The sequence below is a fragment of the Neobacillus sp. NPDC097160 genome, from assembly GCF_044762155.1.
Taxonomy (GTDB): domain Bacteria; phylum Bacillota; class Bacilli; order Bacillales; family Cytobacillaceae; genus Neobacillus.
Map to the genome: position 1 here is coordinate 19,983 of NZ_JBIWDU010000028.1, position 17,872 is coordinate 37,854.

Below are 17,872 nucleotides of genomic sequence, written 5' to 3' on the forward strand. Positions count from 1 at the left end.
ACAAGAATTTTCTCAAGTGGAAATTCTCTGAACTTCACTGTTTCAGTTCCATACCTCTTCAGGAGTATGCCTGAATAGTAAATCTAGTTGTGGTGTAAAGTTGGGTATACCATTATTTAGTGTGTTAGCATATTTTCGTAGACGTTCAATTTCCTCATGTAGAAATTGATTGATTTACTTGGATTTTAGGTTCTTTATCCAGTTCTTCTCCATCCAATTTCCTTTTTAATAGAGTGTTTATTTCATTCTTTAGTGGACCCTCTGGAACTAAATGATTCTCTAATGTTGAAAATTCTAATGGGGGAAACTCATTATATTTCTCAATCCATCCTGCCGCTAAAACGGTCCTAAGTACGTAAAAATATTTTTTTATTTTCACTTCTTCCCCTTGCAAATATTCTCTGAAATTATTGGCTGCCATATTAAGATAGTGATGTAAACAGGAGTTGGGAGCGAAAATGCTTTTGCTTAGTTCTTGCAACTGCTCAATCGTTGAATAAGCTTGATAGTAGACGATTTCTGAACGAAGACATTCCATTACTGGGGGATTGGACTTTCTAAATAATCGTAAGGATTTAGTCAATACCCAGCCTGTAATATCAAGCAAGTCATTTATCGGTAATTCAATGACATCCCGTTTTGATCCAATACCGATTGGATTATTCGATGAAGGCAAAAGCCGTTGTTGATAATCAGATGGGGAATGTCGTGATTGCTCCACTTCTTGAGCGTAATGACAATGCCTACTGGGTAGCGATTGCCCAGATTGATTTCATCCATCAAGGTGCAATGAAGGTAGCTCATGTCGAACGATATTCCAAAGACCATTCAGAGGCATCCCCACTATTATTTCCAGACGGGACATTCAAAATGGACGTAGGCCCCATCGAATTTAAAAATGATGAGGACTATGATATATATTTTGATTATAGGATTCTAAAAGGAGAGAAATTTTCTCTCCTTTTAAATGCTGAAATAATGAATATAGGTGCCTGACCCTAGATTAAAAGTAGTATGGTTTTCAAATGTTTAAGAATGTGAGAGGTGCTAGAAATGCAAATTTCTCGACACTTTCCTTTTTGCAGACAGAGAATCTATTGAAGATTCATTGAATCCTTTAACGATGAGCCATACTGCTAAAATCATTTCATTAGCTGCTACAGGTAGGGCCAATAGACCACCGAAAATAGAAACTTGTTGAATAAGCCCGAACATGACTAAAAAGGCACAAATAAAAACTAGAGTTGCCCCTGTCATACCTAAGATGGGGATAAAACTAGGTACGAGCTTCGATTTATAAAATATATAACTGTACATCATGGTATTGATACCGAGCATTAAATTGGGGCCAATCAAAAATGTCCATCCATGTATTGCTTTTAATAAAGTTCCTGAGGCTTGATAAAAGGCGATATCTGGAGATCCTCCTGCTACATACTCCCGGCTTAAGGTCAATAGGGACAGTATGCTGATTATACCAAATGTAATGACAATTGCTTCAAGAAACCTGAAGCAAACATGCCAAAGAGCTATCGTTTCATTATACTTTCTTAAAAATGGAAACATTGTCGTCGCTGTACCAACCGCTGAAACGACAAGAATTAACTCCATAATCGCTCCCAATATCACTTGATTGGCATGCTCATTACCTTTAATCAGGTAATCGGGACCGTTTAGGATGGGATCGTACAATATTAGACCTATTATTGCCGTTACGGCTGCAAGTATAAATAGTACTCCCACAATTTTTGCCGCTTTTTTGTTTGAATTCATTTTATCTCCGCCTTTTAATAAATTCATAACCGGTAAAGCTATTTCCTACAACTTGGTGTAGTCCCCATAAAAGAATACCTCTTCCAAAGGTAAGTTAAAGGCATGAGCAATTCTAAAAGCCAGTTCTAGAGATGGGGAGTAGTTTCCCTTTTCGAGAGCCACAATCGTTTGTCTTGTTACTCCCACCTTGTCAGCCAACTGCTGCTGGGTCATTTCATCATGGTTGAATCGTAATTTTCGAATATGATTGCCGACAAGACTTTTTCCCACTCTTACACTCCTCTCCGATAGTGATAAAATTTCGTAATGGAGCCGGTCACATCGGAAATGAATCCTGAAATGATCAGGATTATGAACATCACCAGTAACGGCTGATAAATGATCAACGATCCCATTGCAACAAGAAAGCCTAGGATAAACACAAAAAAAGAATTTCGGAACGCTTTCAACTCAATCAATTTATCCAGTTCATCCGCAAATCTGGGTTCCTTTTCTCTCGTCGTAATTCTAAAGACAATGTTAAAAATAATGCTGATAATGATGTGAGCAACTATTGAAACTAGTGTCAAGATGAGGACGAAGGATCCCCAATAGCGCAAGGTTTCAATCGACTCTATACCCTCTTCAGGGTACTGAGGGTACATGTACAAGCAATAAGATACGAAAATAACTATGGTGCTAATCAATGATACGATACTTTTCTTTTCTTGATAGGTCATGTTTTACACCTCCTGTATAATCACATTTACATTTTGTAATGTATTATATTCATATTGTAAAGTGAAGTATACATGGAATTGTATATTTTACATAAAATAGGCCGGATACTCCTATTAGGCAGTTTTCCGACCTTGTGTTGACTCAACTTGATAATTGTCATGAATATTTAAATATAAAAAATGCCTCATTTAGATACATAACGGTGAACCTTACCATTGAAAGTTCAAATGCAGATGGGTTGCCAATAGTACCTGTATCATTGGCGTATAAGGGGAAAATAATCAGGTTGAATGATATACTTTTAGATACTGATTGTTCAACCACAACTTGCTTTAGCACTTGTTCATTTAAGTGAAAGAAATTTAGATCATTCATTTTGATCCATCAGTGATAGGGAGCAAGCATAATCAGATTATTAATGCTAATGAATTCAGAAGGGAATAGATGACATGAAATTACAAGGAAAGAAAGTTATCAGCCTGTTGCATCATGATTTTGAAGACTTAGAGCTTTGGTATCCGATTTACAGACTTCGCGAAGAAGGCGCCGTCGTCCATCTTGCAGGAGAAGAGGCCGGCAAAGAATATAAGGGGAAATATGGAGTACCTGCCCAATCGGATTACGCTTATGGCGATGTTAAAGTTGATGATTATGATGCAATTTTAGTCCCAGGGGGATGGGCTCCGGATAAAATCCGCCGTTTTCCAGAAGTGCTTTCTCTTATACAGGAAATGAATTCAAGTGAAAAGGTAATTGGCCAAATTTGTCATGCCGGCTGGGTGCTCATTTCTGCAAAGATTCTTAAAGGAAAAAAAGTAACAAGTACACCCGGGATTCGGGATGATATGGAAAATGCAGGAGCAATTTGGTATGACGAGCCTGTAGTCACAGATGGTCACCTCGTATCAAGCCGCCGTCCGCCGGATCTTCCTGATTATATGAGGGAATTTATTCGTGTTTTAGAACAGAAGTAGATAAGAGGCCAGTGTACCTGCCCCCAGTGTTTTAAAGCTTTAATACACTAGGGGGGCAGGCATTTTTATACGATTATTATTCAGGACCTAAATATTATCCTTTTAAATAATATTGTAAGATTGGAGAGTTGGAAATTCTATCATTTGTTAGAACTTTTGGAGTCAGCCCGCCATTTAACTCAACAAATTCTTGGCCAGACTTTGTCTTGACAAAATAAATATCGTCAATAGGGGTTCCTTTTATGTAATAGACTATGATACCTTGTCTGCTATAAAAATTTTCAATTTGCTCTTGAACCTTTTCGTTTACAGATTTTTGTTGCTGGGAAATGACTCCTGGTATATTATTTTGAAAGCTTTCTTCCATTGAAGTAATTGAAGTTTGAATTGGGGGTACTTCATTACCGACTCATCTTGTTTGATCATTAAGTTGGTTAGTTAATATCTGAATTTTAATGGATTGATTAGTAATGCTTTGTAGTAGTTTAATTATTTCTGAGAAACCGAAAAATATTGCCCCCGGCAATGATCCCTTCAAAGAATATTCCCCATCCAACCCCAGTTTGTAGCCCTCCTAATTCCCTAAATAAATCATTGGTTCCATAGTATACTCTACTGATAGTACATCCTAATATAATTAAGAATCCTATATCTTTTAGTAAACTGGTAAAAGAAATAATCAATCTTCGAAATTAGTATATGGTATGGTGAACCGTATCATAAGTAACGGCAAACTCCAAGCATTTTTACTAATTATCCCTAGGACTATTCAAAGAAAAATCACATGCAGTTTTGGTGTTACAGAATATAAAAAGGGTGACACGAAGCATTCTTTACTATCTCGGGCTGATAAAGCTTTATACATCTCTAAAGAAAACGGGCGGAATCAGGTATGTGTAATCTAAACAAAAAAGCGGCTATCGATAAAAGATAGCCTTTTTTATCGTTTAGGAAATTATAGATTTCTACCTTGTTGATAACTCACAACAAGTTTAGCGGAATCTAGCTCCAGCGCCCAGCCAGTTTTCATCCCCGAAATAACTTCTTCGAGTATCTTGCGACAATCATGAGCTTTAGCTGATGATTGTCGCAGCTCCAGGTCGCTTCGGTCCTGTCACTGAAGTCAAAGAACGACTTCACCGCCAGGCCCTTCGACACACAGGATGTGTTAGTGCCGGCGATGCCACAGGACATGGCGGTTTTAGCCGGCCAGCGCTTGTCGGGGCTAACCAGGGCGCTTGCGCCTTTTGTTCTTTAAGTTTTTTTCTTAAGAATTAGCTTAATTTATTTACTCGCAACCGAACCGCCATCTACCCGAAGGTTTACACCATTAATAAAGTAAGCCTGTTCAGAAGCTAGATAAACAACAGCAGACGCTGCTTCATCAACTGTTCCAGGCCGTTTTACTTCGACATGTGGACGGTTTTCCTTTAAAAATTGTTGAGTAGCTTCATAGGTTATATTCAGTTGCTTCGCATTATCTTTTAATAGATTTTCCAGCATTGGTGTCATGATAAATGCTGGTGACACAGTATTCGCCAGAATTCCCTGTGTGGCATACGCCTTTGATAAGCTCTTTGAAAAATTGATAATTGCTGCCTTTGAAGCATTATAATGAGGCATAAACGAATCAGGCTGAAGCCCTGATTCCGATGAAATATTAATGATGCGTCCAAATCCGGCTTTTTTCATAAAAGGGATAACTGCTTTGGTTACGCGGACAGTCCCAAATACATTTACATCAAATATATGCTGCCAGGCCTCTATATCCAATGCTTCAAAATCATCAAATCCATTGGCTATTCCTGCATTATTTACGAGTATATCGATTGATTTGAAGCGGTCGATTGCAGAGGAGACCAGATGTTCCACATCAGATTGTTTCGTTAAATCAGCCTGAACGGCAAGCACATTGCCTCCCAGCATTTCAATTTCCGCTGCTGCTTCTTTTAATGCTTCTTCACCACGGCCACAAATTACAACATTGGTGCCTTCCTTGGCAAACGCGACGGCAATTGCTTTTCCAATACCTTTACTGCCGCCTGTCACGAGTGCCGGATTTTCTGCTCTAATACTCAATAAAGGAGGGAAACCACTAAGGTGGTTTCCCTTTAAAATGTTCCGTCTTGTTTAGTATAAGGTATATTCTTATACTTGCTGAGCAAGGACAATTATCATCACGATTCCCATTTTTTGTAGAACAATTCAAGGAAGCAGAGATGGAATGAGATAAGTGAACTCCTTATACAATAGGAAGCCAGCCAGGGATGCCAGTATAGTACTCCCACATTTTATCAGAAATAGCCAGTTCTTTTTGATCTTTTTTAGATAAGGTTGTACGGATTTTGTCTTCTTCACCGGCTTGTACTTTTTGTACCCACTGAGGTTCCATTATCAATTCTCTCCCTAAAGCGATTAAAGGTACACCTGTTTCAAATGCTTTCATCACTTCATCGGGTGTCCGCAGCATCCCAACACCCATCACAGGAACACGATCGCCGACACGTTCGTGGATCATAACAACTCGGGATGTCTGACCGTTATCATCACGGATTGATCCGTTCCAAAAGCCGCCGACAGAAATATGGAGATAATCCAGGTCCTGGTCCGCTAACTTGTCCACTAATTGCAACGTGTCTTCCATGGTGATGCCAGGATTCTCTCTTTCTTCAGGCGATAACCGATAGCCGATGATAAAAGGTTTTGTTGCATGGTCTGAAACTGCTTTTTTAACAGCGTCAACTACAGCAAGCGGGAAGGACATACGTTTTTCCAGCGTTCCACCCCACTTGTCAGTTCTGCGATTTGAGTGTGGAGAAAAGAATTGCTGAATCAAATACGTATTGGCACCATGGATTTCAACTCCATCATACCCAGCTTCGATTGCTCTTCTGGTTGCTTCACCAAATGCTTTAATAATTTCATCGATTTCGTCTGCTGTCATTTCCCGAGGTACCACGGCATCGCCCCGTTCCGCTGCTACCGCACTCGGAGCAATTGGTTGACGTTCGAGCAATTCTTCAGGCGGGCACATTCTGCCACCGTGAAAAATTTGTAAAATCGCCTTTGAATCTTTTTCCTGTATAGCTGTCGCCACGCGTCTTAAACTAGGGATTAGGGAATCGGAATCTGCACCAAATTCACCCGGGAATCCTTTTCCATTCCTGGTGACGTATGTGCATGCGGTGATTACCGCTCCTACACCACCGGCACGTTCTTGATAATACGCAACTTCTTCGTCTGATACTTCACCATTTTCATGTGCCGCCGTATTGGTCATGGGTGCCATTGTAATACGGTTCTTTATTTCAACTCCAGAACGGAAGGTAAATGGTTTAAAAGCAGCTTCATATTTTTGCTTCATTTTTTTCTCCTTTTGTTTACTCAAGTTTGTTAAAGGGTTTTGCTATTTAGCAAATGGATAACATAGACTACAAAAATTTCTTTGACAGGCAAATTTTTATATTCTATACAAAAAAATTTATAGAGATACATTAAAAGCTTGCCATAAGGATCGGCCAGTTTTGACCTATTTTAGCTGAGTAATTTCTGCCAATATTTCATAGGAATGGAGGCGGGCCTTATGATCGTAAACCTGGGCGATTGCCATGATTTCATCGGCTTGACTTTCATCCAGAAACTTTTCCAGCTTTTCTTTTATGGTTTGAGGACTGCCGACAATCGAAGTTCCTAGTTGGTTCTCAAGAGCAGCTATTTCATAGTCGCTCGCTATATCATTAATATTATCCACTGGAGGCTGCAATGGGACTTCCTTCCCGCGCATCAAATTCAAGAACTGCTGCTGCAATGTTGTAGCGAGTCGCTCAGCTTCTTGATCTGTGTCGGCCGCAATGATGTTTAGCCCTACCATTGCATGCGGCTTGTCCAGTACTTTAGAAGGCTTAAACGAACGGCGATACAGCTGGATAGCCGGCAGTGTGTTATGCGGCGAGAAATGGCTCGCAAATGCAAACGGCAGTCCAAGCTCTCCTGCTAGCTGGGCACTGTATCCGCTTGAACCTAACAGCCAAATAGGTATGTTTAATCCCTCACCCGGAATTGCTTTAACATGACTATATCCTTGTGCCAGGGAAGGGTCAAAGTAATTACGGAGCTCAGCCAGCTGCTCAGGGAAATCTTCTCCTGAACTTCTCAAGTCACGTCTTAATGCACGTGCGGTAAGCTGATCAGTGCCTGGTGCACGGCCCAAGCCAAGATCAATACGTCCTGGATATAATGATTCCAGAGTACCAAATTGCTCAGCAATAACAAGAGGTGCATGATTCGGCAGCATAATGCCGCCTGAACCTACCCGGATTTTTGATGTACCTGCTGCAACATGGGAAATGACTACCGATGTTGCAGAGCTGGCAATAAATGGCATATTATGATGCTCAGCGAGCCAATATCGGTTATACCCCAGCTTTTCAGCGAGCCGGGCCAGCTCCAAAGTATTGCGAAAAGAATCAGCAGGCGTACTCCCATCTGCAATTGGAGAGAGATCCAGGACCGAGAATGGAATATCCGTAATTTGTTTTGTATCATTTTCAGGCATATGCTCATCTTCTTTCTTTAAAAATTTCGTTTCAAATCTCTAAAAGAATTTACAGGTTGTTTTCTTTGTCTTCTTTTCTGCTTCAATCTAAATAACATTAATTTAACAGATTTAATATCTGCAGAAAATACATCCTTTATTGGACTAGACACTGTTTATTTTACTGCAGCCTGAGCCAAAATTTCATAAGAGCGTAGCCGTGCCTTATGATCAAAAATCTCTGTATGAGCCATAATTTCATCAGCGTCAGTCTTTTCTATTAACTCATGGAGCTGCTGCTTCACACCTGCAGGGTCCCCGATGATGGAAGTGAAAAGCTGTTCTTCAACCGCCCTGCGTTCATTATCGTTCCAAAGCCCGTCCATATTATCAACAGGAGGCAAAATGGGCGAAGGCTGTCCGCGGGTTAACAAAAGAAATTTTTGATACATCGAAGTGGCAAGCCTTTGTGCCTCCTGTTTCTCATCAGCAGCCACCACTTGAACGGCTAACAGTACATAAGGCACCTCCAAAAATTGAGACGGACGAAAATAATCCCGGTACAGACTTATGGCCTCCATCATGTTACCTGGAGCAAAATGTCCCGCGAAAGAGAATGGTAACCCAAGTATTCCAGCCAATTGTGCACTATAAAACCCTGAACCTAACAGCCAAATTGGCACATTTGTTTTTTCGCCGGGAATGGCGTGAAAGCTAAATGAACCATTCTTAGTGGCTGTTCCTGTACCATAAAGATATGCGATAAGCTCCTCAAGCCGGGCATCAAATTCAGGTTCACCAGCAACCCGCTGCCGCAATACATTTGCTGTATATTGGTCGGTGCCAGGTGCCCGCCCCAATCCAAGGTCGATCCGGCCAGGGAAGAAGGTTTCTAATGTTCCAAATTGCTCAGCCACGGAAAGAGGAGAATAATGGGAAAGCAGCATTGCGCCTGATCCAATACGCATTTTTTCCGTGACAGAGGCTACTCGTCCAATTACGATCGGGGATGCTGAACTCGCCATTCCTGCCCAATTATGATGTTCAGCAAGCCAAAACCGTTTATATCCCCACTGCTCTGTTTTCTTTGCTAGATCAAGCGTGTTTTGAAGGGAAAGTTCGGCTGACCCTCCCTCGACAATTGGGGAGGGATCTAGTACTGAAAGTTCTATTTTCTTTGTCATAATTCTTCCTCCTTTTATACAACTTAATTTTTTAAAGCTGGCCTGTACCTTTATGGGTTGGAAAGTAGGGTAAAACAAATTCTCCAAGTTCCTGGATTACTTCCTCTGGAGAGCGCTTGGAAAAATACAGAACAAACGCCAAATGGTTGACACCAATCGCTTGAAATTGATGAAGTAGATCAACTAAACGGTTTCTTCCCACGGAATAGCCTAAGGGTATGGGGACAGGAATTTCATCGGGATTTTCCGATAAATCGATGAATAAGCTTTGAGAGAAGGGTTTGAAATCTCCTGGAGCATGAACTTCAGTTAAAGCACGATAATCCTGGATAAGCTGCGCCTGTTGAATAATGCTTCTTGGGTATTGAAGCCACCCATCCCCATTCCTGGCTATCCAATTGATAGACTGATTGCTAAATCCAGTCACCATGGTCGGAATCGAAGATACAGGCTTTGGGATTAACCTCATATCTGTACCATCGATCAGCCCGGCGTGGCTGTGGATAGTCGGCTGATCCTCTTTTAACAGCCGGTCGAGAATTTCGAAATTTTCTTTAAATAACGGACCGCTTTCTTGCTTAGATATCCCTAAAGCTGTAAAGTCTTTTTCCCTGTCCCCTGATGCCACTCCCATAATCAATCGACCTGGAAACAATTGATCGATTGATGCAGCTTCCTTGGCTACCCTGACGGGGTGGCGCAAAGGGAGAACTACACTTCCTGTCACTAACGCAATGTGCTTCGTATAGGCAGCAAGATACGTCAAATAAATCCATAAATCGTACTTTTGGCCGTTATCATCAATATTCAAATTCTGCATCGTAATATCACGGAGCCATAATGAAGCAAAGCCATATTCCTCAATTTTACGGGCAAGCTCCAGCTGATTCTCCATAATCGGATTTTTAGACATCCTGGCAGTCGGGAGGATAAATCCGAGTGTCATTTTGTCTTTCTGGTACATGCTGTTATAGGCACGATGATTTTGAAAACTCACTCTTGGTCCTCCTTAAAAGGTTATATTTTTAAGCCTATATACTTTTCAAACTGTTTAATGGTTTCCTCATTGCGCCGATAATAAGTCCATTGTCCGATTCGTTTCATTTCCACCAGCCCGCTTTGCAATAGGATAGACAAATACTGGGAGGTAGTGGACTGTGATAGTCCTACTTTGCTGCGAATATCACTAACACAAACCCCGCCATCAAAGCCTTTTTCTTTGATGACATGGGCCTGCGGGGAAAAATTATTATCAGGTTCTTTCAACATTTGCAGAATATTTACTCTTATTTGATTTGACAGAGCCTTGAAAATTTCAACTGCCTGTTCGTCATTTATCATATTTGATTCCCGATTCAACGTTGCCCGCCCCTTTCTGATCTTATTAAAATCTATTTTGCTTGGAATGCGTATAAACTATCGAACAAAAGGATATTGATAATTTGCGATATCTCTATATTACTTTCCTTTATACCCAAAATCAAATATTATGCTTTAGAAAGGGCTAGAAAACGGCTTTAAAGGAACTACACCAATTAGCTTTTTGGTTGCCACGTGATAAAACGTATCAGATAAAGTTTGAATATGACGGAAAAAAGGCAGAATCAAAGATTGCCACTTTTGAAGGTAATCCTACTTGCATTACAACCATGCAGCTAAAGTAGTGAATTACTTGGTTAATATGAGCAGTATATATGAACTAAAAAAAGGTTCAGTCCCCTGTCACTTTCATGTGCGGAAGCTGAACCTTTTTATTGGTATCATTGCCAATAATGGGAGATAAATCAGATTGGGTGTTGTACTTGTAGGTACAGGTTGTTCAACCAGAATAAAAAAATTATGAAGGGTAAGTCACCCTTACTGCTTGATCAATAAGGCCCAATAAACGTAATTATAGAAGCAGTTTTAACCGGTACCAATCTCCAAAATTAGTATATGGTACGGTAAACCATACCATAAGTAAATGAGGTTTTCATTCGAGTAATATTTTAATAGACCAAAGAGACGCTGCCTGATTTTAGGAAGCGCCTTTTTGGTATACTATTTATACTTTTATTAGAAGTCAAAGTTATCTGGATCAGGTCCCACTCGATGGTCTTGATTAAGCCGGTCAATTTGTTCCATGTCTTCTTTAGAAAGTTCGAAATCAAATACATCTGAGTTTTCAACAATACGATGTTCCTTCGTGGACTTTGGTATGGTTACCACACCGTTTTGCAAATCCCATCGTAAGATAATTTGTGCAATCGACTTGTTATATTTATTAGCAATTTCTAAAAGATCCGAGTTATCCAATAGCTGGCCTTGCATTAACGGCGACCAAGCTTCCAGCTGTATTCCATGTTTTTGACAAAAAGACTGGAGGTTTTTTTGAGTTAATCGTGGATGATATTCTACTTGGTTCACCATCGGATTGATTTCTGCTTCTTTCATTAATTCTTCCAGATGATGGATTTGGAAGTTGCTTACTCCAATCGCTTTTACTTTTCCTTCTTTATAAAGTGTTTCTAATGCGCGCCATGCCTCTTTGTATTTGCCTTCTACAGGCCAGTGAATCAGATATAAATCCAAGTAATCAAGTCCAAGTTTTTTTAAGCTTGTTTCATATGCAGCGATGGTTGATTCGTAGCCTAAGTCAGCATTCCAGACTTTTGAAGTGATAAAAAGGTCTTCTCTGGAAACCCCTGTTTCTTTCATGCCAGCAAGGATGGCTTGGCCAACACTTTCTTCATTTTCATAAATGGCAGCTGTATCAATACTCCGGTAACCATGTTTAATGGCAAAATTAACGGCATTAACTAATTCAGGACCTTCCTCCACTTTAAATACCCCAATCCCAAACCAAGGCATTTTGATTCCATTATTCAGTGTTGTTGTAGATTGTAAATTTTTTAACATAATATAACCCTCCGTAATGTGTTTTGTGAGCACAATGAAATTTAAGCGCACTTTTGGCCCGGTATACTAACCGCTTTTTGATCGTTCTTTTCAAGATTCCGGCTCCAGCCAGTCAAGAGAACAGCTGCTAAAACCATTAATGAGCCGATCCAAGTAGTATGAATCAGTCCGACGGAATCTGTAATAACTCCTCCCAGGTAGGATCCAAAGGCAATGCCAATGTTAAAAGCAGCAATATTAATTGCGGAAGCTACATCAACCGCAGTTGGAACAAACCGTTCTGCTAACATGACGACATATACTTGTAGTCCCGGAACATTCATAAAAGCAAGAAGGCCCATAAAGAAAACGGTAATTAGGCCGCCAAGCTTAAACGGTGCTGTGAACATGAAGACAAAAAGAACAACTGCTTGAACAATAAACATAAAAAATAATGCTCCAAGCGGATTTTGATTGGATAACTTTCCGCCTATCATATTTCCAATAGCAATCGCTAGTCCATATAGAAGCAGAATCACAACCACGGTACCTTCTTTAAATCCAGTTATATCCTGCAGGATTGGGGATAAATAAGTGAAGACTACAAATGTTCCACCATATCCTAAGGCGGTTATGATAAATAAAAGTAATAATCGTCCATTTTTCACCAATTTAAACTGATCGCGTAATGCGATGCGAGTCCCTCTTTTTAAGTCAGATGGAACGAGGAGGCTGTTTGCAATCAGAGCAATGATTCCAACTGCTACAATAAGAATAAACGCCATTCTCCAACCGAAATTCTGTCCAATGAATGTCCCTAATGGAACGCCTGTAACAGTTGCTACTGTAAGACCGGAAAACATGATGGATATGGCACTGGCCCGGCGGTTTTCAGGTACTAAATCGGCAGCAATCGTTGAACCAATAGACATGAAGACACCATGTGAAAAAGCAGAAATCACACGAGCGATTAGTAATACACCAATACTTGCAGCATTTGCTGCCATACTATTGCCGACAATAAAAATGACCATAATCCAAAGTAATAAAGTTTTGCGTGACATCCTGGAAGTGAGCGATGTTAAGACAGGCGCCCCGAATGTAACTCCTAAAGCGTATAGGGAAACAGTAAGGCCAGCTGTAGTAATAGGTACTTTTAAATCCCCAGCTATCAATGGTAATAACCCTACACTGATGAATTCGGTCGTTCCTATAGCGAATGCACTTGTGGCCAAGGCAAGAAGTGCAAATGTGCTTCGTTTTTTATCGATAGACATATGATCCCTCCTAAATATTGTGAAATTGTATGAATGTACTTCCTTAATGGTCATGATATAAATGAATGAACTATCCATTTCAGTCGGCAAATGTTATTATGGAATATATCGTAGCCATTGGGAAGTACGTACTTTGAAGTAATATAGGAACCTATAAGTAATATAGGTACTTTTTAGTTCCCATTGATTCAGGAGGAGTTAGTTGATGAAGAAAAAGAAATACAATATATCAGTTGAAGCGACCCTGGAAGTGATTGGAGGGAAGTGGAAATGCGTGATTCTATGCCATCTGACACACGGCAAGAAACGGACAAGTGAATTGAAGCGTCTGATGCCAAATATCACTCAAAAGATGCTAACTCAACAATTACGTGAATTAGAGGAAGATGGAATCATTAATAGAATTGTATATAATCAAATTCCCCCTAAAGTGGAGTATGAGCTTAGTGAGTATGGATCAAGCCTGAAGGTTATTTTAGACTCATTATGCGCATGGGGAGAAAAACATATTACGAAAGTATATGGCGATAAATTTACGGTTTTAGAAGAGAATGTTTTAAATGAACATTTGAAGTAATCTTATCTTTAGGAAACCTCATTTTTTATTCGTAACGGTGAACCGTATCATAAGTAAATGAGGTTTTTGTGAAAAAAGTAACAGCACCCTCTAATTTGATGGAGAGGTGCTGTTATGTTATTTGAATGCTTAGTTTACTTTAATATTCACCCTTAATGACAAAATACGAGCCCCGAATTGTTCCAGCTAGTTTCGACTTCTGCCTAGCAAACTTAAACTTCCCTTCTAACTCCTTTGGTACCTCCATCCCCTCAGAAAGCTTAAAACCAACGGCCCGCTTCTTAGGGTCATCAACCGTATACATAACGTTGACCGAAAGACCATCCTCATAAAAGACGTAGGTAAATTTGATATTTTCCACTTGAAAACGCGACGTTTCTAAAGGTTTGGCCGCAAACTCAATATCACGTTCTTCTTTCAAAATTCGATTCACATAATAAAGTTTTTCTTGACTTTCGCAAGCTGGCACAACCGTAAATTCATGCTTGTATTTGTTCATAAAGTAACGGGCTTCATTAGCACGCAAACCAGCAAGAGCTTCTACTACAGGTGAGGACTCTAAACCAACAGTAGACACATTTTTAAAATCAACGATATAGGACAATTTCATCCCTCCACTTGTCACTTTATTTCCTAACTACAGGAATCCACATTTCACCAAATACTAAGCCGTTTCGCTGCCCCATCTCAACCGTTGTATTTGGCCCGCCAACATAGGCAACAATCTTTGCTTCTGCCAACGCCTGACCAAAGGCAATGCCAGTAAGTGTATTACTCAATTCATCAGCCGTCTTCGCTTCCCCTTTAACAACCAGGTATTCCCCCTTAGGAAATTGGATCACCCTGGTTGCTTCTGGTAATGATGCCTCTGTCATGACGCCAGCATAATGCATCATCTTGTTATTCACCGCTTCGTTCACGGCAAAAATGTAATCATTTGCGGCAATGGCTTTTAAAGTTTCAAGTGTTCCATCTTGTTTGACGGCCTGCCAAAAGTCTGCCTTTTCCTTGGTTATGCCAGCATAGTCTGTGTAATCGCTCTTAAGCTCAGTTCCAATACCTAAAACGGTAAAACTGTCTTTTTCTTCAAGGGTATAATTTGTCATATTCAAAACCTTCCTTTTTTTAAATTAATCAAATGATTTGTTTTTTCACTTGATGAGTTTATAATAGCCTTAAATCATGTCAAAAAATGATACTGTTTAGGAGGCCTCGATGAAAAAAGTTGAACGGATTAATACGATCATGCGGTATATCAACAATCGCGCCAACTTCACAATTTCTGAAATCATGCGAGAATTTAACATCTCTCGTTCGACAGCTATTAGAGATATTAGAGAAATTGAAGCCATGGGGATGCCGCTTGTCGCTGAAGTTGGAAGGGATGGGGGCTATTTTGTCATGAACAATTCTGTCCTGCCCACTGTCCGCTTTACCGATAATGAGATTAAAGCTCTCTTTATTGCCTTTATGGCCACAAGAAATCAACAACTCCCTTATCTAAAGAGCCGTCAGTCTCTTGCTGAAAAATTACTAGGCCTCATCTCAGAAAACCAGCAGGATGACCTTGTTCTTTTGAATCAAATCTTGCTTTTTGAAGGGACCAACCCCAATAATCCTGACCTGCTTGAACTGTCAGACCTGCCCCATCCGATGCTAGAAAAACTCATCCAAATCCTTCTTTTGGATAGCTATTTATTGATTACTATCAATGAAGAGAAGGTAATAAAGTCTTATCCAATTTATCTCTTGCACCTTTATCATGAAAAAGGCCTTTGGTTAATTGAAGGCTTTGACTTAAAGGATGAAAAGAGGAGGATTTTTCCTGTCGACAATCTCACCAATGTCAAACCATACCCTACGAAGAAAAGATTAAGTAAGAAAAAGATTTTAGAAAAACTAAGTAAGCAGGGGGAAATAATTAACCTTGTTCTTGAACTTGGTCCAAAGGCGATTGCCCAGTTCAAAAAATACCATCCTTTAAAGGTTTCAATTTCCTATACGAATCCTTACCAAACCACAGCCATTCTGAAAACTTTTATCAATGTTAATAATCCCGTAGAAATGATGGAAATAACAAATTGGCTACTTTTCCTAGGTGGGGATATCAAGATCAGGGAAGTGCCAGAAGAAGTCCTAGAAGGTTTACAAGAGAGATTATGGTTATTCTGCCCATAAGCAGTGCTAGTTAAAACCCAAATAATTTTGAGCTTGGCCAGTTGCCAGTTCCTCTTTATTTTCGCACACCCAGGAAAGATAAGGATTTCTGAATGTCGGAAATACTCTAAAAGATTAATAGCATTTTTATCAGCACAGTACTTTATTGAATTTCTGGTAAATTCTTAACGCTACCCGTAAACTACTTTTATTTTCAAAAAGCTTTTTTAGAAAAAGGTAGGAGCGGACTTCTTGACATCCCAAAATGTAGAAAGTGGGACAGATTCTTTTGGCATTTTATTATTGGCTACTTTCGGTCAGAATCGTGAATAATAAAAGTAGTCCATAATAGGATGTTTAACATTTACAAAATTGTATTTGTTCAATTGCTTTATTGTACTACTTGTTTCAACCAAATTAAGAAAGCTGAAGATATTAGAAGAACAGATAATTTTAAGGTAGCGAATTTTTAGGAGATGAATCGTTATGTCATGGAAATTATTCTTTTCATACGAATTCATAAAAGATGTTGGAATTTCAGTAGGTATCTTTTTGCTGTTCTTACTTTTTCGGAAGATATTTGCCAAGTATGTCATTGCTCTGATCGTAAAAGGGATTCGAAAAGAAAATCATCCTTTTTTCTCGCACATGTTTTTATCATTCGAAAAACCAATTCAGTGGCTGTTTATTCTATTGGGGATTTATGTATCCGCTTGGTATTTCCCTTATTTTGATCATACACATGGGTTATTTATGAAGTTAGTAAAATCCTCTATTATCTTTCTTGTAGGTTGGGGGTTGTTTAACTTTTCGTCTTCATCTACGTTTCTTTTTGCAAAGCTTAACGAAAAGTTTGATTTTGAAATTGATGAAATTCTCATCCCTTTCTTATCTAAACTATTGCGAGTTATCATTGTGGTTGTCATCTTTAGTGGGATTGCAGAAGAATTTAATTATAACGTTATTGGTTTGGTGGGAGGTTTAGGATTAGGCGGACTTGCATTTGCCCTAGCTGCTAAGGATGCAATCGGTAATCTATTTGGAGGAGTCATAATCATTACAGAAAAACCTTTTACAATTGGAGATTGGATCTTGACACCTAGCGTAGAAGGTACAGTTGAAACGATTACTTTTAGAAGTACAAGGATACGAACATTTGCACAAGCGCTCGTAACAGTACCAAATGCAAAATTAGCAAATGAAACAATAACTAACTGGAGTAAAATGGGAAAAAGGCGGCTTGTGTTCAATTTAAGTGTAACGTATGAAACACCAAAAGAAAAGTTAGAAGTTGTAATTAAACAGATAGAGTATATGCTGAAAACTCACTCTGGAATCCACCAAGACACAGCCATTACTAAGTTTGATAAATATGGAACAGATGGGTTAGATATTTACATTTATTTTTTCACAAAAACAACAGTCTGGTTAGATTTTTTAACAGTAAAAGAAGAAATCAACTATAAAATAATGGATATCCTTGATAATGAAGGGGTTTCCCTTGCAATACCTAATAGAAAGTTATATGTAGATTCAAAATCTGAAGGGAATAGTAAAGTTAGATGGGAGTTTTTAAAGTGAAGTGCCTTAATTCTACACTAGGATTCATGATTTTTATTCCGTTTTAACAAGCTGAAAAGGGTGTCTCAAAAGTATAACTTTTAGGGCAACCCTATTTGTTTATGGTTCTTTGAAACTTGTCTGTTGATTGCAGCGAAAGGCGCTCCGCTTCCAGGCACTTTTTTCCGTAAGAATTAACTGAAATAGTAAACCCATCTAAAGGCAAGCTAGCAGAAGCC

At 39.4% G+C, this 17,872-nt stretch carries 21 protein-coding genes and 1 pseudogene; 7 read left to right on the forward strand and 15 right to left on the reverse strand.

Going from position 1 to position 17,872, the window contains the following annotated elements; genetic code table 11:
* Positions 1–154: 154 nt before the first annotated feature.
* On the reverse strand, positions 155–721 hold the full coding sequence (locus tag ACIQXV_RS27235; RefSeq protein WP_402964759.1) for a nucleotidyltransferase domain-containing protein: 567 nt from the start codon (positions 719–721) through the stop codon (positions 155–157).
* Between ACIQXV_RS27235 and ACIQXV_RS27240 the strand changes: the two are divergent.
* Positions 661–924 (forward strand): annotated as a pseudogene (locus ACIQXV_RS27240) (TerD family protein); the annotation flags it as partial. The gene ACIQXV_RS27235 and the pseudogene ACIQXV_RS27240 sit on opposite strands and share 61 nt — an antisense overlap.
* Positions 925–1,047: 123 nt before the next feature.
* On the opposite strand, the gene ACIQXV_RS27245 reads toward ACIQXV_RS27240, so the two are convergent.
* From ACIQXV_RS27245 to ACIQXV_RS27255, 3 genes are read right to left on the reverse strand one after another with little or no spacing between them, the layout of a single operon-like run.
* Positions 1,048–1,773, reverse strand: coding sequence for a DUF4386 domain-containing protein (locus ACIQXV_RS27245; RefSeq protein ID WP_402964761.1), 726 nt, complete (start codon positions 1,771–1,773; stop codon positions 1,048–1,050).
* Positions 1,774–1,818: 45 nt separating this feature from the next.
* The gene (locus ACIQXV_RS27250; protein WP_402964764.1) at positions 1,819–2,043 is read right to left on the reverse strand and encodes a helix-turn-helix transcriptional regulator; all 225 of its coding nucleotides are present in this window, start codon (positions 2,041–2,043) and stop codon (positions 1,819–1,821) included.
* Positions 2,044–2,045: 2 nt separating this feature from the next.
* Entirely contained in the window at positions 2,046–2,492 is a 447-nt protein-coding gene (locus ACIQXV_RS27255) for a hypothetical protein (protein ID WP_402964766.1), read from the reverse strand.
* 450 nt (positions 2,493–2,942) lie between these two features.
* On the opposite strand from ACIQXV_RS27255, the gene ACIQXV_RS27260 reads away from it, so the two are divergent.
* Positions 2,943–3,467, forward strand: a complete 525-nt coding sequence (locus ACIQXV_RS27260) for a type 1 glutamine amidotransferase domain-containing protein (protein ID WP_402964769.1) — start codon at positions 2,943–2,945, stop codon at positions 3,465–3,467.
* A gap of 94 nt (positions 3,468–3,561) precedes the next feature.
* Here ACIQXV_RS27260 and ACIQXV_RS27265 read toward each other — a convergent pair whose 3' ends face one another.
* Complete coding sequence (locus ACIQXV_RS27265) at positions 3,562–3,834, reverse strand: hypothetical protein (RefSeq protein WP_402964771.1); 273 nt, start codon at positions 3,832–3,834, stop codon at positions 3,562–3,564.
* Between the two features lie 337 nt (positions 3,835–4,171).
* On the opposite strand from ACIQXV_RS27265, the gene ACIQXV_RS27270 reads away from it, so the two are divergent.
* On the forward strand, positions 4,172–4,372 hold the full coding sequence (locus ACIQXV_RS27270; protein WP_402964774.1) for a diguanylate cyclase domain-containing protein: 201 nt from the start codon (positions 4,172–4,174) through the stop codon (positions 4,370–4,372).
* 379 nt (positions 4,373–4,751) lie between these two features.
* Here ACIQXV_RS27270 and ACIQXV_RS27275 read toward each other — a convergent pair whose 3' ends face one another.
* The 6 genes from ACIQXV_RS27275 to ACIQXV_RS27300 form a co-directional block, all read right to left on the reverse strand.
* Positions 4,752–5,546 (reverse strand): SDR family NAD(P)-dependent oxidoreductase, encoded by a 795-nt coding sequence (locus ACIQXV_RS27275; protein WP_402964777.1) that lies wholly within the window; start codon positions 5,544–5,546, stop codon positions 4,752–4,754.
* Positions 5,547–5,709: 163 nt separating this feature from the next.
* Positions 5,710–6,831 carry an NADH-dependent flavin oxidoreductase gene (locus tag ACIQXV_RS27280; RefSeq protein ID WP_402964779.1) on the reverse strand — a complete coding sequence of 374 codons (1,122 nt, stop codon included), beginning with the start codon at positions 6,829–6,831 and terminating at the stop codon, positions 5,710–5,712.
* 165 nt (positions 6,832–6,996) lie between these two features.
* A complete protein-coding gene (locus tag ACIQXV_RS27285) occupies positions 6,997–8,022 on the reverse strand; it encodes an LLM class flavin-dependent oxidoreductase (RefSeq protein ID WP_402964782.1) in 1,026 nt (341 codons plus the stop codon).
* 155 nt (positions 8,023–8,177) lie between these two features.
* Entirely contained in the window at positions 8,178–9,185 is a 1,008-nt protein-coding gene (locus ACIQXV_RS27290; protein ID WP_402964785.1) for an LLM class flavin-dependent oxidoreductase, read from the reverse strand.
* Positions 9,186–9,216: 31 nt separating this feature from the next.
* Positions 9,217–10,182 carry a TIGR03571 family LLM class oxidoreductase gene (locus ACIQXV_RS27295; protein WP_402964788.1) on the reverse strand — a complete coding sequence of 322 codons (966 nt, stop codon included), beginning with the start codon at positions 10,180–10,182 and terminating at the stop codon, positions 9,217–9,219.
* 20 nt (positions 10,183–10,202) lie between these two features.
* The gene (locus tag ACIQXV_RS27300; protein WP_048678279.1) at positions 10,203–10,526 is read right to left on the reverse strand and encodes an ArsR/SmtB family transcription factor; all 324 of its coding nucleotides are present in this window, start codon (positions 10,524–10,526) and stop codon (positions 10,203–10,205) included.
* Positions 10,527–10,732: 206 nt separating this feature from the next.
* Here ACIQXV_RS27300 and ACIQXV_RS27305 point away from each other — a divergent pair, with 206 nt between their 5' ends.
* Positions 10,733–10,849: a hypothetical protein gene (locus ACIQXV_RS27305; protein WP_402964790.1), complete on the forward strand. Its 117-nt coding sequence runs from the start codon at positions 10,733–10,735 to the stop codon at positions 10,847–10,849.
* A 391-nt stretch (positions 10,850–11,240) separates the two neighbouring features.
* On the opposite strand, the gene ACIQXV_RS27310 is transcribed toward ACIQXV_RS27305, so the two are convergent.
* Together ACIQXV_RS27310 and ACIQXV_RS27315 are read right to left on the reverse strand one after the other, a co-directional pair.
* Positions 11,241–12,083: an aldo/keto reductase gene (locus ACIQXV_RS27310; protein WP_402964793.1), complete on the reverse strand. Its 843-nt coding sequence runs from the start codon at positions 12,081–12,083 to the stop codon at positions 11,241–11,243.
* Between the two features lie 41 nt (positions 12,084–12,124).
* On the reverse strand, positions 12,125–13,339 hold the full coding sequence (locus tag ACIQXV_RS27315; protein WP_402964796.1) for an MFS transporter: 1,215 nt from the start codon (positions 13,337–13,339) through the stop codon (positions 12,125–12,127).
* A 205-nt stretch (positions 13,340–13,544) separates the two neighbouring features.
* On the opposite strand from ACIQXV_RS27315, the gene ACIQXV_RS27320 reads away from it, so the two are divergent.
* Entirely contained in the window at positions 13,545–13,916 is a 372-nt protein-coding gene (locus tag ACIQXV_RS27320; RefSeq protein ID WP_402964798.1) for a winged helix-turn-helix transcriptional regulator, read from the forward strand.
* 139 nt (positions 13,917–14,055) lie between these two features.
* On the opposite strand, the gene ACIQXV_RS27325 is transcribed toward ACIQXV_RS27320, so the two are convergent.
* Together ACIQXV_RS27325 and ACIQXV_RS27330 are read right to left on the reverse strand one after the other, a co-directional pair.
* Positions 14,056–14,520 carry a phage tail protein gene (locus ACIQXV_RS27325; protein ID WP_402964801.1) on the reverse strand — a complete coding sequence of 155 codons (465 nt, stop codon included), beginning with the start codon at positions 14,518–14,520 and terminating at the stop codon, positions 14,056–14,058.
* Between the two features lie 22 nt (positions 14,521–14,542).
* Positions 14,543–15,022, reverse strand: coding sequence for a GyrI-like domain-containing protein (locus ACIQXV_RS27330; RefSeq protein ID WP_402964804.1), 480 nt, complete (start codon positions 15,020–15,022; stop codon positions 14,543–14,545).
* 109 nt (positions 15,023–15,131) lie between these two features.
* On the opposite strand from ACIQXV_RS27330, the gene ACIQXV_RS27335 reads away from it, so the two are divergent.
* Both ACIQXV_RS27335 and ACIQXV_RS27340 read left to right on the forward strand, forming a co-directional pair.
* The gene (locus ACIQXV_RS27335; RefSeq protein WP_402964806.1) at positions 15,132–16,094 is read left to right on the forward strand and encodes a helix-turn-helix transcriptional regulator; all 963 of its coding nucleotides are present in this window, start codon (positions 15,132–15,134) and stop codon (positions 16,092–16,094) included.
* 465 nt (positions 16,095–16,559) lie between these two features.
* Positions 16,560–17,654, forward strand: coding sequence for a mechanosensitive ion channel family protein (locus tag ACIQXV_RS27340; RefSeq protein WP_402964809.1), 1,095 nt, complete (start codon positions 16,560–16,562; stop codon positions 17,652–17,654).
* Positions 17,655–17,872 lie beyond the last annotated feature (218 nt).